Below are 15,136 nucleotides of genomic sequence, written 5' to 3' on the forward strand. Positions count from 1 at the left end.
CCCGGGCAAGTTCAGCCGTTGTTCTGTTTGGCCTTGGCGCGCATCTTCTCGGCCATCGCGGTCATTTCGTTGTACAGCAATTGCGGGTTTTTCTGTTTGAGCGCCCAGGCCATGCGCCCTTGTTCGTGGGGCAGGATCATGAACTCGCCGGCCGCGACTTGCTGGTAGATGTAGTCCGCAATGTCGCTGGCGGTGATCGGCGAACTTTCCAGCAACTTGCCGACTTGGGCTTTCATCGCCGGCGTCGGGCCCCGGAAAGAGTCCAGCAGGTTGGTCTGGAAGAACGACGGACAGACCACATGCACACCGATTTCCTGCTGGGCCAGTTCGATCAACAGGCTTTCCGACAGGGCCACCACTCCGGCCTTGGCCACGTTGTAGTTGCTCATCGCCGGGCCCTGCATCAGCGCGGCCATCGAGGCGATGTTGATGATCTTGCCCTTGCTCTGCTCCAGCAGCGGCAGGAATGCCTTGCAGCCCTTGACCACGCCCATCAGGTTGATCGCGATCTGCCAGTCCCAGTCCTCCAGCGACAACTCGCTGAAGAACCCGCCCGACGCCACACCGGCGTTGTTGACGATGATGTCGATGCCGCCAAGTTTCACTTCGCAGGCCTGGGCGAACGCCGTCAGCTGGCTGTAATCGCGCACGTCGCAGCGCTGGATGAAGCCGTCGCCGCCGGCCTCGCGGACCAGTTTCAGGGTCTCTTGCAAACCGGGCTCGCTGACGTCGGACAAGGCCAGTTGCCAGCCTTCACGCGCCCAGCGCAGCGCGATTTCGCGACCCAGGCCAGAGCCCGCGCCAGTGATCATCATGCGATTTTGCATAGCAGACAGCCTTGTTGTTCCGGGGAAGATGCGCGGAGTGTAGCGAAGGATACGCAGCGACCCACGCTCCATCAGATTGCTGAATGGCGAGGGCAAACCGCGACAACAAACGAAATAAGCGAGCGAGCCAAATACCTTAAAAAAACATTGAATTTTCTTTCATGCGCACCAGTCGGAATTTGTAAGCCGGCTGGATTTAGTTCAACTTCCAGCTGCCCTTGAACACCAAGACTTCACAGACACTATCAACAAGGAAATAGACATGGGCACAATTCTAATCATCATCCTGATCCTGTTGCTGATCGGTGGTCTGCCGGTCTTCCCGCACTCCAGAAGTTGGGGTTATGGCCCTTCGGGCATTATCGGCGTAGTGCTGGTAGTCCTGTTGGTGCTGTTGTTACTCGGTCGGATATGACTGTTTGACCGACAAAAAAAAGAGGCCCTGTGAAGGGCCTCTTTTTTATTGTGCCGACTGATCAGTCCGGCTTGCCGTTAACCACACCGGCGGTGTTGTCGATCAGGCTCTTGGTGGCCGTTTGCAGGAACGCTTCGAGCTTGAGTTTCAGCTCGGCAGTGCGCGGTGCATCCGGAATGATTTCAGCAGAAGGATTCGCGCCCAGTTGGTACTGGTAGATCTTCGGCGCCATTTCCTTCTCTTTCGGCAGCACCAGGATCTGGTCAGCGGTGACGATGGCAGTGGTCTGCTCGCTGCCCGACGGCTTGATCACACCGAAACCGGTGTCACCCTGCGGCAGGTTCAGCAGATCGCGGCCCCAGCACTGATGGCGCACTTCGCCACCGAGGCGACCCATGATGGTCGGCACGATGTCGATCTGGGTGCCCACGGTGTGGTCACGGGTACCGAATTTTTCCTGGATGCCCGGTGCGATCATCAGCATCGGCACGTTGAAGCGACCCAGGTCCATTTCGGTGATCTGACGCTCGTTGCCGAAACCGTGGTCGCCGACGATGACGAACAGGGTTTCCTTGAAGTACGGCTCCTTGCGGGCCTTCTCGAAGAACTGGCCCAGCGCCCAGTCTGCGTAACGCATGGCGGTCAGGTGCTCGTTGAGCGGGCCACGGTCGGTGACGCGTTCGACCGGCAATGGCGTCGGCAAGGCGTACGGCGTGTGGTTGGACAGGGTCTGCAGCAGCGCGTAGAACGGCTTGCCGTTTTCCCGCGCCTTGAGCTCCACCAGACCACGGTCGAACATGTCCTGGTCGGACACGCCCCAGGTCGGATCGGAGAACACCGGGTTCACGAAGTCGTTACGGCCGACGAAGTTGGTCATGCCCTGGTTGCTGAAGAAACCGGACTGGTTGTCCCAGGCAAAGTCACCGTTGTAGACGTAGACATCGTCATAGTCACGCGCACTGAGCAACTGCGGCAGGCCGGACAGTTTGTGGCTGCCTTCCGGGGTCTGCATCAGGTATTCGAAACCCGGCAGGTTCGGGAAGCACGCCATGGTGGCGAACATGCCCTGGTGGGTGTGGGTGCCGTTGGAGAAGAAACGGTCGAACAGCAGGCCTTCCTTCGACAGCTTGTCGAGGTACGGCGTGATGTTGCCTGGCGCGCCCAGAGCGCCCACCGAGTGACCGGCCATGCTTTCCATCAGGATCACGACGACGTTCTTGATCGGCAGGGTCTTGTCGGCAGGCGGCGTGTATTCACGACGCACGGCGGCAATATCGGCATCCACCAGTTTGTCGTCCGGCATCACCAGCATCTCGCGCACCACTTTCTGCGCCTGATCCTGCGGCAGCGTGGCTTTCCAGATGTTGTCGCGATCCTCGCCCATCCGATCCTTGGCCGCCGCGATCAGCGACAGCGTGCCGTTGAGGCCGAGCTGGTTGGCGAAGTTCGAATCGGTGGTGTACACGTCACCCCAGCGCAGCGGCGGGCCTTGACGCAGGGTGCCGCGAGCGGCGACCACGCAGATCAGCAGGCACACCACGAATACCGCCAGACGCGCATACCATGGCGCCACTTGACGGGTGCCGACGTTACCGCCGCTGAACGGGCCACGCGGACGGGTCAGACGATCGGCGCCCTTGAACGCCAGGGTCAGGATCAGCGTGCCCACGGCCCAGGCCAACAGGTAGCGCACCACCGGGAAACCGTACCAGAGCATGCTCATCACGGTTTTCGGGTCTTCTTTCACGTACTGGAACACCAGGCCGTTGAGGCGCTGGTGGAACTCGCGATAGAAGTCCATCTCCATCAGGCCGAGGAACAGCGCGATGCTCGAAGCGACGGTCAGCCACAGACGGAAGAACCCGCGCGCTGCCATGGCCCGGGCACTGAACAGCGCCAGCACCAGCGGAATGCAGACATACACCACCAGGCGAATATCGAAGCGCAGGCCGTTGGCGAAGGCTTCGAGAAAAGTCGAGGCCGGGGTGTCGAGGATCATCTCGCGGTTGTAGACCAGCAGCGCGAGGCGCAGCACGGAAAACATCACCATCATGACCAGCGCGCACAGAAGCGTGTAGGCCAGATGCGATTTGACGGTCGGTTGCAGCAGGCGACTGGAAGATCGCTGCTGACTCAGGGCGTCCGGGTTTGCCATGTCGTTTTAGGACCCATTGGAAGTTGAAGTTGCAAAAATTCAGCTGCGCCCTGCCCTCTGTTGGCCATTCCAGGCCCCGGGGCTTGCGCGGAGCGCAAATGTTGCACGATCACCGGCGGCATTGCCATTGATTAGTACCCGCTGCCGGACACTTTCATTCAAGGCACAGCGCGGCGGGACAGGTACAAACAGCGCGGGCGAATTGTCTTGGAGACTTTGTGAAAATTTCGTTCAACGCATATTCGGAAACACAATAAACCTGCAAAACAAAACGCCCCGAGTTCTTCGGGGCGTTTACAGATGAACGCGATGTTTACTTCTCGGCGCGTTCTTTCAAGGCTTTCAGGGTATTGAACGGTGCGTCGACCACAAACTTGTTGGCGATCATGGAAGGCACGCTGCCGCCCGGCTCGGTGTGAACCTGATAGGTCACTTCAACCTGATCGCCTTTTGGCACGAACTTCCAGAAGCCTTTGACCTGAGCGACCCGCACAAAGCCCTTTTCTTCAGGCAGGTATTTCGGCACGCCTTCCAGATTACGGGTCAGGCTGCCATCGGCACCTTCAACGGTGGTGACATGCAGGATGGAGTCGCGCGGGGTAACCGGCCATGGCGTATTGAACTGGGTGTAGGTCCAGCTCTGGTCGCCTTCGTGCTTGAGCAGTTTCTGGGTCTTGCACTCGTGAATCCATGCGCAGGCCCCGGAGACGTCTTCCTGCAAGGCGCGCAGTTTGGCGATGGTGGTCTTCATCACGGTCACACCCTGATAAGACTTGTAGTCCGAACCCGGGACTTCGCTCAGGGAGACCTTGATGCCGTCCTCGTTCTTGGCGACTTTCCAGTCTTCAGCCTGGGCGGCCGAGGTGGCCAGCACGGCCGTCAAACCACACAACACAGCGATACGATGCAGCGAACCCATAGTCTTATTCCTTATTGTTGAAGTTCCGTTCGTTTGACACATCACGCCGCCGTCATCTGCTCCCACCAGCCGAGCAGTCTGATCGCGTCTTCCTGGCTGCTGCCGCAGACTTCGGGATCGGCCTTGAATCCTGAACAGACCGCCGGACGTTCCGGTCGGCCGAAAATGTTGCACAGGTTATCGACCGACAACTGAACGCAGCGTTCACCGGCAGGTTTTCCATCGGGCATGCCTGGAATCGGCGAACTGATGGAAGGGGCAATGCAGCAGGCGCCACAGCCTTCACGGCATTTCATGACGACGCGTTCCTCGCAGCGGGCAATGTGTTAAAGGGACGCGGAACAGGGTAACCGCTTAAACGGCTGTTTTAAATTGCCTGAACCGGGGTTTTTACGCAGAAACGAAAGTGACTGACCAGTCTCCGACAAAGCGTCTGGTCTGCGGGTCACCGATGGGGACGATTTATTGCTTGAACTCGAAATCCAGCGCCGCTCCCTCGACTTCGCGGCGCTCTTCGTTACGCAGCTGCAACTGCATTTCGTTGCTGAGCAAACGGCCGTTGAGCTGGAACCCGCTGTTCTTGTCGCCGAACATCTGCGGCAGGATCGGCTCACGCTTGGGCAGCGTCACGGAACCGGGAGGCTTCAATTCCTGAACCATGTCTTTCGGCAGGCTCAAATCGAGCTTCGCAGGCGGCAGCGGCGTCTTGGCCACCTCCTTCGCCGATTTCGACTTGGAGGCTACCGGGGCGCGCTTCTTGGCGGGAGCAGCCTTTTTCTGCGGTGTTTTTTTCGCTGGAACGGTTTTCTTGGCCGTGACCGGTTTTTTCGCGGTGGCAGTCGCCGGCGTCTTTTCCTGAGCCGCCGCCATGGCGCCAGGGACCTGACCCATCATCAACAGGCAGAGCACAACCCAGGCGGCAGAAAATTTCGCTTTCATGAACCCAACGAAGCTAACGGCAGAGGGCCATATGCTCGCCTGTTGGGCGCCACATGACAAGCTCCGCCATTGTTTCAAAATCCGCCGGCCATCTCCTGGCAGAGCTGGGTGGCCAACATGCCGAGGGTCATCAGCGCCCGTTCCGCCTCGCGATTCCACGGGATGCCGCAGTTCAACCGGATGCAGTGGTTGAACTGCTCGGTATTACTGAAGATCAACCCCGGCGCAATGCTGATGCCCTGTTGCAGCGCCCGCACGTGCAATTCCTGAGTATTGACCCGCCCCGGCAGGCTGACCCACAGAATGAATCCGCCGGTCGGCCGGGTCATCTGTGTGCCTTCGGGAAAGTACTGCTGGACTGCCAACTGGAACGCGCTGAGATTTTTTCGGTATTCCTGGCGGATGTACCGTAAATGCCGGTCATAGCCGCCGTTTTCCAGGTAGGCCGCGATAGCCATTTGGGTGACGCTGCACGCGGAATGGGTGCTGAAAGTCTGCAAGCGCTGGATTTCCTGCTGGTACTTGCCGGCGATCATCCAGCCGATGCGCACCCCGGGCGATAACGTCTTGGAAAAACTCGAGCAATAGATCACCCGGTCGAGCCGGTCGTAGGCCTTGAGCGACTTGGTGCGGCCCTGCTCGAACATCAATTCGCCATAGATGTCGTCTTCGACGATCTGGATATCGAAATCCGAGGCCAGTCGCAGCAGTTGTTTCTGGCGCTCTTCGGGCATGGTTCCGCCGAGCGGATTACTCAGGCGCGTGGTCAGCACCAGCGCCTTGATCGACCATTGGTTCGCTGCCAGTTGCAGGGCTTCGAGGCTCATGCCGGTGGCGGGATCGCTGGGGATCTCGATGACTTTCAGGCCCAGCAGATCCGCCAATTGCAACAGTCCGTAATAGGTTGGCGATTCAGCGGCGATCAGGTCGCCGGGGCGCGTCAGCACTCGCAACGACATCTGCAACGCATCGACGCAGCCGTGGGTGATCACCACTTCCGAAGGGTCAACGACCACGCCTGCATCACGCATGCGAATCGCCACCTGCCGGCGCAGCGGCTCGAAACCGGGGCTGAACATGTAGCTGAACGCCCGAGGGCTGTGAAAGCGGGTGACCTTGGCCAATTGCTGATGCAGGGCCCGCACCGGCAAATAATCGACACTCGGCACCGCCGCCCCCAGCGGGAACACGCCTTCACGACGGGACTCCACCAGCACTTGCTGAATGATGCTGCTGCGGGTGACCAGGCCTGGCCGTTCGACCCGGGCAATGTCCGGCGTGGGCGCCGTCAGTGCGGGAGTCTGGTGCACGTAGTAACCGGACTGCGGCCGCGCGCGGATCAGGCCCTGATCCTCGAGGTTGGCGTAAGCCTGCAACACGGTGGCATGGCTGACGTTGAGCTGCGAACTCATCTTGCGCACCGAAGGCACGCGCTCGCCCGGTTGATAGACGCCACGGCGGATATCTTCGGCCAGCTGTTGAGCAATACGTTGGTAGAGCAAGAGATTGGTCATGACGCAGCACTCGATTTCACGGGCGTTTTATTCTTGTGTGAAACAATACCGGAACAGTTTGGAAGTGTACTGGGACAGTTGCCATATTAGTCAACCATACAGTGCTGTGTCGGTTAAATCTGTACTGCTTTGTGAGGTAATCGACAGACGTAAAAAAGCCCGGCGCTGCCTGACAGCCCGGGCTTTCCAGTAACGCCACCCTCAGCGGGCGGCGCCGAGCTGGCCTTTTTCGTCGGAGAACACGATTTCCACTCGACGGTTCTGCGCACGCCCACGCTCGGAAGCGTTGGCGTCCACGGGATATTCATCACCGTAGCCTTCGACCTGAATGCGTTTTTCGTCGATGCCCAGGTCCGTCAGCACGTCAGCTACCGACTGCGCACGGTCACGGGACAGCTTGAGGTTTTCCTGCTTGCCGCCAGTGCTGTCGGTGTAACCCTCGATCCGCACGATGCGTTTCGGGTTGAGTTGCAGAAACTGCACGATCTTCAGCACCACGCGGTTGGCAGAGTTTTTCAGTTCGGCCTCACCGGTGTCGAACAGCACGTCACCCAGGGTCATCACCAGACCACGGTCGGTTTGGGTAGTGGCCAGTGCAACGATCTGTTCTTCCAGCCACTTGCCCTGCTGTTGCACGCTCAGCAGTTTCGACTCTCGCAGGGCCAGTTGCAGGCGCTGGCGTTCAAGTTCCAGTTTCGCCACACGCTCTTCGTTGAGCACCTGATTGGTGTGCTCACGAGCGATTTCGCTGTAGCGCTGACTCAGATAGGCGTAATGCACCACGTCCGAGCCACTGCCCCAGTACGTCGACAGACGATCGGCACGGGCCAGGGACTCACCGGCGCGGATCACGTCTTTCGGCGCGATACGCAGCACGTTGGAATCTTCCTTGACCTTCTGGAAGTCGGTGCTGGCCTGCTGCAATGCGGATTCGCTGTGCTGACCGGCGCAGCCATAAAGGCTGGCGCAACCGGCGAGGATCAGAGCACCGAGAGTTTTGGACTTCAGGCTCATTGGGCATCCCCCAGTTGCTTGCGCAGTCGGACGATACGGGTGTTGAGCACGTTCACTTGTTCTTCGCTCTTGCGGGTCAGGACTTTGGCTTCCGCCAGACGTGCGTCGAGTTCGGCCTGTTCGAAGCGCATCCGCGCATTCTTGTAAGACTCACCCGCCATGCTGCCTTTGGCCCGGTTGAACTTGTCCTCGGCCAGTTTCATCTCCGGCACGTCTTCGGCGGTGGCGCCCACGGCTTTGGCTTGCTCAAGGGCCTGCTCGGTCAGACGCATTTGTTCGTTGGGTGCCGGATCGCTGGCGCAACCGGCCAGGGCCAGAACGGCCATGGCCGCGAAAAGAAGTCGATTACTCACTAAGAATCCCTACTGTTTTGGGGCGCTGACAGGTGGTTGCGGCGGCTGTTGCTGCTGCGCCTTCCAGCGCTCGATGTTGCGTTGCAGCGCGGCTTCCGTCAGGCCGGACGCGGGCAATTCTGTCATCTTTTTGGCCAGCTGTCCGCGCAACCACGGATCGTTGCAGGCCGAGTTGTGCGAAACCGCGAGGAACAGACCGGGACGGTCGATGGGTTGTTCAAAAGCCAGCAGATCATTGGCCATGCCCAGTGCCTGCGCGGCCGCCATGCCCGAGTAGCGACCGGCGAGTACATATTCCACCTCGCCCAGCAGAAGTTTCTGAAACGCCTGGGTCAGGTTTGCCGTACGGGTCAGGGTCAATTGCTGCTCGGCGATAGCGCCAAATGCCGGGGTCATTCGAGACTTTTCCGACAAGCCGCCGGTATGCCCGTGCAGGTCCTTGGCTTCGCTGTAGACCAGGGTCGACCCCTTGCGCGTCCACACCAGGTAATCGTTTTCCAGTAACGGCGGGTGTATGTAGTCGAGGTTTTCCAGCTCATTAAAGGTCAGCGGTGCGTCGGCCAGCATGTCCATGCGCCCGCTGCGCACTTCATCGAGGGCCTGGGAGCGCTTGCCGGCGTACAAAAGATCGACCTTGATCCCCAACTCCTTGGCCACCTGTTGCAACAGATCGGCACTTGCACCGATCAGTTGTTTGGGGTTCTGCGGATCCTGCCAGAGGTACGGCGGTGCATCCGGGCTGCCGGTGACGACCAGCCGCTCGCACTTGCCCGCCGCCACCGACAGGCCCGGCAACAATGCCAGCCCCAGCAACCACGAGCAGCCCAACCGACGATGCAAATCCATGGCGAAACGCTCCCGCTCAAATCCCAGACAAAAAAAAGCCCGACCAACAGGCCGGGCTCTTTATAAGTGAAGCGGCCGGATTAGACCAGCTTCTCCAGCTCAGGTACGGCTTCGAACAGATCCGCCACCAGGCCGTAATCGGCCACTTGGAAGATCGGTGCTTCTTCGTCCTTGTTGATCGCAACGATCACTTTGGAGTCTTTCATGCCGGCCAGGTGCTGGATCGCGCCGGAGATACCGACGGCGATGTACAGCTGTGGCGCAACGATCTTGCCGGTCTGGCCGACCTGCATGTCGTTCGGTACGAAACCTGCGTCGACCGCTGCACGGGAAGCACCGACGGCAGCGCCCAGCTTGTCGGCCAGGGCGTACAGGTGTTTGAAGTTGTCGCCGTTCTGCATGCCGCGGCCGCCGGAAACGACGATCTTGGCAGCGGTCAGCTCAGGACGATCGGACTTGGCCAGCTCTTCGCTGACGAAGCTGGAAGTGCCGGCGTTGTGAGCAGCAGCAACGGATTCAACGGCAGCCGAACCACCTTCAGCGGCAACCGGGTCGAAACCGGTAGCACGTACGGTGATCACCTTGATCGCAGCGGTCGATTGCACAGTAGCGATGGCGTTACCGGCGTAGATCGGACGCTTGAAAGTGTCTGCGCTTTCAACCGAGATGATCTCGGAAATCTGGTCAACGTCCAGCTGGGCGGCAACGCGCGGCAGGATGTTTTTGCCGTTGGAAGTGGCGGCAGCCAGGATGTGGCTGTAACCAGCGCCCAGTTCGGCTACCAGCGGAGCAACGTTTTCCGGCAGCTGATGCGCGTAGGCAGCATTGTCAGCGTTCAGGACTTTGCTCACGCCTGCGATTTTCGCGGCGGCTTCAGCCACGGCGCCAGCACCCTGGCCGGCAACCAGAACGTGGATGTCGCCGCCGATTTTGGCAGCGGCAGCCACGGTGTTCAGGGTGGCCGGAGCCAGCACTTTGTTGTCGTGTTCAGCAATAACCAAGATAGTCATTTAGATTACCTTCGCTTCGTTTTTCAGTTTCTCGACCAGTTCAGCCACCGACTTGACCTTGATGCCCGCGCTGCGTGCAGCCGGCGCTTCGACTTTCAGGGTCTTGTTGGTGGAGGCGGTGGAAACGCCCAAAGCGTCCGGAGTCAGCATCTCGAGAGGCTTCTTCTTGGCTTTCATGATGTTTGGCAGGGACGCATAGCGCGGCTCGTTCAAACGAAGGTCGGTGGTGACGATCGCTGGCAACTTCAGGGAGACAGTCTGCGCGCCTCCATCGATTTCGCGGGTCACGGCAACGCTGTCGCCGGAGACTTCGACTTTCGAGGCGAAAGTGCCCTGACCGTAGCCGCTCAGTGCAGCGAGCATCTGGCCGGTCTGGTTGTTGTCGCTGTCGATGGCCTGTTTGCCCAAGATCACCAGCTGAGGCTGTTCCTTGTCGACCACGGCCTTGAGCAGCTTGGCCACGGCCAGGGAAGTCAGGTCTTCAGCGGATTCGACGAGGATGGCGCGGTCGGCACCCAGAGCCAGTGCGGTACGCAGCTGTTCCTGAGCGGTGGACGGGCCGATGGAGACGACGACGATTTCAGTCGCAACGCCTTTTTCTTTCAGGCGTACGGCTTCTTCCACTGCGATTTCGCAGAACGGGTTCATCGACATCTTGACGTTGGCGAGGTCTACGCCGGAATTGTCCGCCTTGACGCGAACCTTGACGTTGTAATCCACAACGCGTTTGACAGCTACAAGAACCTTCATGGATTCCTCGTTACTCTCCGGTGAAAAGAAAGTCGCCTAGGCGAACCTGGCGGTTGATGCTCATCGGGCACAAGGGCACCTCTAAAAACGTCGGCTGAGCGGGATGACCGTTCGTCGGTCGTGACCGACGAGTCATGCCGCCTCGCGGTGTGTAAACTGCGCGCCAAACTTGCGCTGCGCATCACCGGTTACCGCCTACGCCCTGTCTTTAGAGGTGCTCTTGAAACCACCATTCAGCCTACGGCGAGCGCAAAACCGCCCGTATCTTGACCGGAACGCCCATTCTGGTCAATACGCCAAAATGCCCTGTCATAAGCCGCGCTTCTTTGATTTCTCTGGGCTGGAGCCAATTCAAACAAACGTTTGTATTGGACGCTAAGAGTGGTGTAGATATAATGCGCCGCCTAGAGAGAAAGGTGGTTTGCCCATTATTACCCTTGACGTTAACGTAAAGGCAATAACGGATACGACACCGAACCTCCAAATTAGAAAAAAAACTGTTGAGCCTTGAGTAGGAGATAGCCTGTGGAACGCGAATACATGGAATTCGACGTGGTCATCGTCGGTGCCGGCCCCGCTGGCCTGTCCGCCGCCTGCCGTCTGAAGCAGAAGGCCGCCGAAGCCGGTAAGGAAATCAGCGTCTGCGTGGTCGAAAAAGGCTCCGAAGTCGGCGCACACATCCTGTCCGGTGCCGTATTCGAACCACGGGCCCTGAACGAACTGTTCCCGGACTGGAAAGAACTCGGCGCCCCGCTGAACACGCCAGTCACCCGCGATGACATCTTCGTGCTGAAAAACGCCGAAAGCGCGCAAAAAATCCCTGACTTCTTTGTGCCCAAGACCATGCACAACGAAGGCAACTACATTATCTCCCTCGGCAACCTGTGCCGCTGGCTCGCTCAGCAGGCGGAAAATCTGGGCGTGGAAATCTACCCGGGCTTCGCCGCTCAGGAAGCGCTGATCGATGAAAACGGCGTGGTACGCGGGATCATCACCGGCGACCTCGGCGTCGACCGCGAAGGTCATCCGAAAGAAGGCCTGTACACCCCGGGCATGGAACTGCGTGGCAAGTACACGCTGTTCGCCGAAGGCTGCCGTGGCCACATCGGCAAGCAGTTGATCAAGCGCTACAACCTCGACAGCGACGCCGACGCCCAGCACTACGGCATCGGCCTGAAGGAAATCTGGGAAATCGACCCGGCCAAACACCAGCCAGGCCTGGTGGTGCACACCGCCGGTTGGCCGATGGACATCATGGGCACCGAGAACACCGGCGGCTCCTTCCTCTATCACCTGGAAAACAACCAGGTGGTGGTCGGTCTGATCGTCGATCTTTCCTACAGCAACACCTACCTGTCGCCGTTCGACGAATTCCAGCGCCTCAAGCATCACCCGGTACTGAAGCAGTATCTGGAAGGCGGCAAGCGCATCAGTTACGGCGCTCGCGCAATCTGCAAGGGTGGCCTGAACTCGTTGCCGAAGATGGTGTTCAAGGGCGGCGCGCTGATCGGTTGCGACCTCGGCACCCTTAACTTCGCCAAGATCAAGGGCAGCCACACCGCGATGAAGTCCGGCATGCTCGCCGCTGAATCCGTGGCCGACGCACTGTTCGCTGACAAGGACGGCACTGAAGAGCTGACCACTTACGTCGACGCCTTCAAGCAGAGCTGGCTCTACGAAGAACTGTTCGCCAGCCGCAACTTCGGCCCGGCGATCCACAAGTTCGGCGCCATCGTCGGCGGCGGTTTCAACTGGCTGGATCAGAACATCTTCGGCGGCAAACTGCCGTTCACCCTGCACGACACCAAGCCGGACTACGCCTGCCTCAAGCTCGCGGCCGACTGCAAGAAGATCGACTACCCGAAACCCGACGGCAAGATCAGCTTCGACAAGCTGAGCTCGGTGTTCATCTCCGGTACCAACCATGAAGAAGAACAGCCGTGCCACCTGAAGCTGACCGACCCGAGCATTCCGCTGGCGAAGAACCTGCCGCTGTACGACGAACCGGCGCAGCGCTATTGCCCGGCCGGCGTGTATGAAGTGATCACCAAGGAAGACGGCGAGAAACGCTTCCAGATCAACGCCCAGAACTGCGTGCACTGCAAGACCTGTGATATCAAGGACCCTTCGCAGAACATCACCTGGGTTGCGCCGGAAGGCGCCGGCGGTCCGACCTACCCGAATATGTAAGTCGAATCGCTGAACATCAAGGCTCCCGAAACGGGGGCCTTTTTGTTGCCTGCGTTTTGTAAAAGATCAAGCCGCGCGTTCATCCCCTGGACTGCGCTCGAAATAGCGTTTGTACTCGCGACTGAACTGCGACGTGCTCTGATACCCCACCCGATGCGCCACCTGCGCCACGCCCAGTCCTTCGGCGATCAACAACGTCTGCGCCTTCAACAAGCGTAAACGCTTCAAGTACTGTACCGGTGACAGCAACGTGCTGCGCTTGAAGTGCTCGTGAAAGGTCGACACGCTCATGTTCGCGCAACTGGCCAGCGTCTCGACGTTCAACGGTTCGGTGTAATGCGCATGCAGATGACTGATCGAAGCCGCCACTCGCGCAAACTGCCCCTGCTGCTCCACCAGTGCCCGCAGCACATCAGCCTGGGGACCGCGCAACGCGACGAACAATAACTCCCGCACCCGCGCCGGGCCGAGAATCTGGCATTCCAGCGGATCGTGCAGACAACGCAGCAAGCGTTCGACACAACCACGCATGTCATTGTCGAGCACCACCGACGTCATCAACTCCGGGGTCTGCGCCGGAATATGCCGCCCCGGCGCCAGCCCCATGGCCAGCACCAGTTCGCCGAGCAGCACCCGGTCGATCGCCACCGATACGCCGAGCAACGGCGCATCCGGCAACGCATAGGTCTCGCACTCGAACGGCACCGGCAAGGCCTGGATCAGGTAATGACCGGCGCCGTATTCCATGGTGCGCGGGCCGAGATACGCCAGTTTGCTGCCCTGAGCGATGATCATCAGGCTCGGCTCATAAATGTGCGGGCCACGGGCGACGTCGCAACTGGCGCGCAACACCTGCACGCCCGGCAGCCCGGTCTGGCTGTAACCATCGCGCAGCGCCAGCGGTTCGATCAGCGAAACCAGGGTGGCGTTGGCATCAAGGTGACGGGTCAATTGCATCGGGTGGCTCTTCAGAAAAAATCATGGAAAAAGGGATAAAAGCATCATCGCAGATCCTTTTGCCAATGCGACCGATCAACCCCGCATGCCGGAGGATTAGGCATGACACCCGGAGGAATCGCCATGGCCGGACAAGCGGACGGCGCCCAGAATGCGCCGCCTCACTTGTCACTGCTTTTGCGAGGTTTCACATGTACACCGCCATCGGCTATGCCGCTCAAACGGCCACCACGCCCCTCGCCCCGATGAAGTTCGAACGCCGCAGCCCTCGGGCCGACGACGTCGCCATCGAAATCCTGTACTGCGGCGTCTGCCACTCCGACATCCACCAGGCGCGCAACGAATGGGGCATCGCCGTTTACCCGTTGATGCCCGGCCACGAGATCGTCGGAAAAGTCACCGCCGTCGGTGCGAATGTCACTAAACACAAGGTAGGCGATCTGGTTGGCGTCGGGTGCATGGTCGACTCCTGCCGCACCTGCGAAGCCTGCCAGTCGAACCTCGAGCAATACTGCCTCGAAGGCCCGACCATGACCTATGCCACCCCGGACCGGGTCGACGGCAGCAACACAATGGGCGGTTATTCGGACAGCATCGTGGTCAGCGAACACTTCGTGGTGCGCATTCCCGAGAAGCTGGACCTGGCGGCCGCTGCACCGATTCTCTGCGCCGGCATCACCACCTACTCGCCACTCAAGCACTATGGCGTGAAGGCCGGCGACAAGGTCGGGATTCTCGGCATGGGCGGCCTCGGCCACATGGGCATCAAGTTCGCCAAGGCCATGGGCGCTGAAGTCACGCTGTTCACCCGTTCGGCGAGCAAGGCCGAGGAAGGTCGTCGTCAGGGCGCCGATCACGTCATCGTGTCCACCGACGAAGAGCAAATGAAAGCTGCAGCCGGTCGCTTCGATTTCCTGCTGGATACCATTCCGGTCCAGCACGACCTCAACCCGTACCTCGACACCCTGCGCTTCGATGGCGTGCACATTCTGGTGGGCCTGATCGAACCGATCGATCCGCCGGTCCACGCCGCGAAACTGGTGCTGGGTCGTCGCGTACTGGCCGGTTCGTTGATCGGCGGCGTCGCCGAAACCCAGGAAGTGCTGGATTTCTGCGCCGAGCACAACATCAGCTGCGACATCGAAATGCTCGACATCCGCCAGATCAACGAAGCCTACACGCGGATGATCGCCGGCGACGTGAAGTATCGTTTCGTCATCGACATGGCGACTCTGAAGCTCTGACTC

Annotated in this window: 15 protein-coding genes; 3 read left to right on the forward strand and 12 right to left on the reverse strand. The window is 59.7% G+C overall.

Translation table 11 applies throughout. The features are described from left to right. Positions 1 to 11: 11 nt before the first annotated feature. A complete protein-coding gene (locus L6D74_RS17860; RefSeq protein ID WP_064598482.1) occupies positions 12 to 827 on the reverse strand; it encodes an SDR family oxidoreductase in 816 nt (271 codons plus the stop codon). A 256-nt stretch (positions 828 to 1,083) separates the two neighbouring features. On the opposite strand from L6D74_RS17860, the gene L6D74_RS17865 reads away from it, so the two are divergent. Continuing rightward, positions 1,084 to 1,242, forward strand: a complete 159-nt coding sequence (locus L6D74_RS17865) for a DUF3309 family protein (RefSeq protein WP_169432680.1) — start codon at positions 1,084 to 1,086, stop codon at positions 1,240 to 1,242. 61 nt (positions 1,243 to 1,303) lie between these two features. On the opposite strand, the gene L6D74_RS17870 is transcribed toward L6D74_RS17865, so the two are convergent. The 10 genes from L6D74_RS17870 to L6D74_RS17915 form a co-directional block, all read right to left on the reverse strand. Then, positions 1,304 to 3,397, reverse strand: a complete 2,094-nt coding sequence (locus L6D74_RS17870; protein WP_064598484.1) for an LTA synthase family protein — start codon at positions 3,395 to 3,397, stop codon at positions 1,304 to 1,306. Between the two features lie 313 nt (positions 3,398 to 3,710). Beyond that, positions 3,711 to 4,316: an START domain-containing protein gene (locus tag L6D74_RS17875; protein WP_007950871.1), complete on the reverse strand. Its 606-nt coding sequence runs from the start codon at positions 4,314 to 4,316 to the stop codon at positions 3,711 to 3,713. Between the two features lie 41 nt (positions 4,317 to 4,357). Further along, positions 4,358 to 4,612: a YkgJ family cysteine cluster protein gene (locus L6D74_RS17880; RefSeq protein ID WP_007950870.1), complete on the reverse strand. Its 255-nt coding sequence runs from the start codon at positions 4,610 to 4,612 to the stop codon at positions 4,358 to 4,360. Positions 4,613 to 4,778: 166 nt separating this feature from the next. After that, positions 4,779 to 5,255 carry a translation initiation factor 2 gene (locus tag L6D74_RS17885; protein WP_074688066.1) on the reverse strand — a complete coding sequence of 159 codons (477 nt, stop codon included), beginning with the start codon at positions 5,253 to 5,255 and terminating at the stop codon, positions 4,779 to 4,781. A gap of 74 nt (positions 5,256 to 5,329) precedes the next feature. Further along, positions 5,330 to 6,769, reverse strand: coding sequence for an aminotransferase-like domain-containing protein (locus tag L6D74_RS17890; protein ID WP_007950868.1), 1,440 nt, complete (start codon positions 6,767 to 6,769; stop codon positions 5,330 to 5,332). Positions 6,770 to 6,970: 201 nt separating this feature from the next. Next, positions 6,971 to 7,783 (reverse strand): OmpA family protein, encoded by an 813-nt coding sequence (locus L6D74_RS17895; protein WP_064598489.1) that lies wholly within the window; start codon positions 7,781 to 7,783, stop codon positions 6,971 to 6,973. Next, positions 7,780 to 8,136: a DUF4398 domain-containing protein gene (locus L6D74_RS17900; protein WP_172829501.1), complete on the reverse strand. Its 357-nt coding sequence runs from the start codon at positions 8,134 to 8,136 to the stop codon at positions 7,780 to 7,782. The genes L6D74_RS17895 and L6D74_RS17900 overlap by 4 nt, the downstream gene beginning before the upstream one ends. Before the next feature lie 9 nt (positions 8,137 to 8,145). Beyond that, positions 8,146 to 8,982, reverse strand: coding sequence for a substrate-binding periplasmic protein (locus L6D74_RS17905; protein WP_064598494.1), 837 nt, complete (start codon positions 8,980 to 8,982; stop codon positions 8,146 to 8,148). Positions 8,983 to 9,062: 80 nt separating this feature from the next. After that, on the reverse strand, positions 9,063 to 9,992 hold the full coding sequence (locus L6D74_RS17910) for an electron transfer flavoprotein subunit alpha/FixB family protein (RefSeq protein WP_007950863.1): 930 nt from the start codon (positions 9,990 to 9,992) through the stop codon (positions 9,063 to 9,065). Next, positions 9,993 to 10,742 (reverse strand): electron transfer flavoprotein subunit beta/FixA family protein, encoded by a 750-nt coding sequence (locus tag L6D74_RS17915; protein WP_085647475.1) that lies wholly within the window; start codon positions 10,740 to 10,742, stop codon positions 9,993 to 9,995. 525 nt (positions 10,743 to 11,267) lie between these two features. On the opposite strand from L6D74_RS17915, the gene L6D74_RS17920 reads away from it, so the two are divergent. Then, entirely contained in the window at positions 11,268 to 12,932 is a 1,665-nt protein-coding gene (locus L6D74_RS17920; RefSeq protein ID WP_064598497.1) for an electron transfer flavoprotein-ubiquinone oxidoreductase, read from the forward strand. A gap of 66 nt (positions 12,933 to 12,998) precedes the next feature. Here the strand turns inward: L6D74_RS17920 and L6D74_RS17925 are convergent, their stop codons facing one another. After that, positions 12,999 to 13,889 (reverse strand): AraC family transcriptional regulator, encoded by an 891-nt coding sequence (locus tag L6D74_RS17925; RefSeq protein WP_236189943.1) that lies wholly within the window; start codon positions 13,887 to 13,889, stop codon positions 12,999 to 13,001. 191 nt (positions 13,890 to 14,080) lie between these two features. Here L6D74_RS17925 and L6D74_RS17930 point away from each other — a divergent pair, with 191 nt between their 5' ends. After that, positions 14,081 to 15,133 (forward strand): NAD(P)-dependent alcohol dehydrogenase, encoded by a 1,053-nt coding sequence (locus L6D74_RS17930; protein WP_169431413.1) that lies wholly within the window; start codon positions 14,081 to 14,083, stop codon positions 15,131 to 15,133. Positions 15,134 to 15,136: the final 3 nt, after the last annotated feature.

The organism is Pseudomonas pharyngis, assembly GCF_021602345.1.
Classification (GTDB): Bacteria; Pseudomonadota; Gammaproteobacteria; order Pseudomonadales; family Pseudomonadaceae; genus Aquipseudomonas; species Aquipseudomonas pharyngis.

Coding starts and splice junctions, on each gene's coding strand:
- L6D74_RS17930 (WP_169431413.1), top strand. CDS start 14,081: ATGTACACCGCCATCGGCTATGCCGCTCAAACGGCCACCACGCCCCTC.
- L6D74_RS17875 (WP_007950871.1), bottom strand. CDS start 4,316: ATGGGTTCGCTGCATCGTATCGCTGTGTTGTGTGGTTTGACGGCCGTG.
- L6D74_RS17905 (WP_064598494.1), bottom strand. CDS start 8,982: ATGGATTTGCATCGTCGGTTGGGCTGCTCGTGGTTGCTGGGGCTGGCA.
- L6D74_RS17925 (WP_236189943.1), bottom strand. CDS start 13,889: ATGCAATTGACCCGTCACCTTGATGCCAACGCCACCCTGGTTTCGCTG.
- L6D74_RS17880 (WP_007950870.1), bottom strand. CDS start 4,612: ATGAAATGCCGTGAAGGCTGTGGCGCCTGCTGCATTGCCCCTTCCATC.
- L6D74_RS17915 (WP_085647475.1), bottom strand. CDS start 10,742: ATGAAGGTTCTTGTAGCTGTCAAACGCGTTGTGGATTACAACGTCAAG.
- L6D74_RS17870 (WP_064598484.1), bottom strand. CDS start 3,397: ATGGCAAACCCGGACGCCCTGAGTCAGCAGCGATCTTCCAGTCGCCTG.
- L6D74_RS17860 (WP_064598482.1), bottom strand. CDS start 827: ATGCAAAATCGCATGATGATCACTGGCGCGGGCTCTGGCCTGGGTCGC.
- L6D74_RS17910 (WP_007950863.1), bottom strand. CDS start 9,992: ATGACTATCTTGGTTATTGCTGAACACGACAACAAAGTGCTGGCTCCG.
- L6D74_RS17895 (WP_064598489.1), bottom strand. CDS start 7,783: ATGAGCCTGAAGTCCAAAACTCTCGGTGCTCTGATCCTCGCCGGTTGC.
- L6D74_RS17885 (WP_074688066.1), bottom strand. CDS start 5,255: ATGAAAGCGAAATTTTCTGCCGCCTGGGTTGTGCTCTGCCTGTTGATG.
- L6D74_RS17890 (WP_007950868.1), bottom strand. CDS start 6,769: ATGACCAATCTCTTGCTCTACCAACGTATTGCTCAACAGCTGGCCGAA.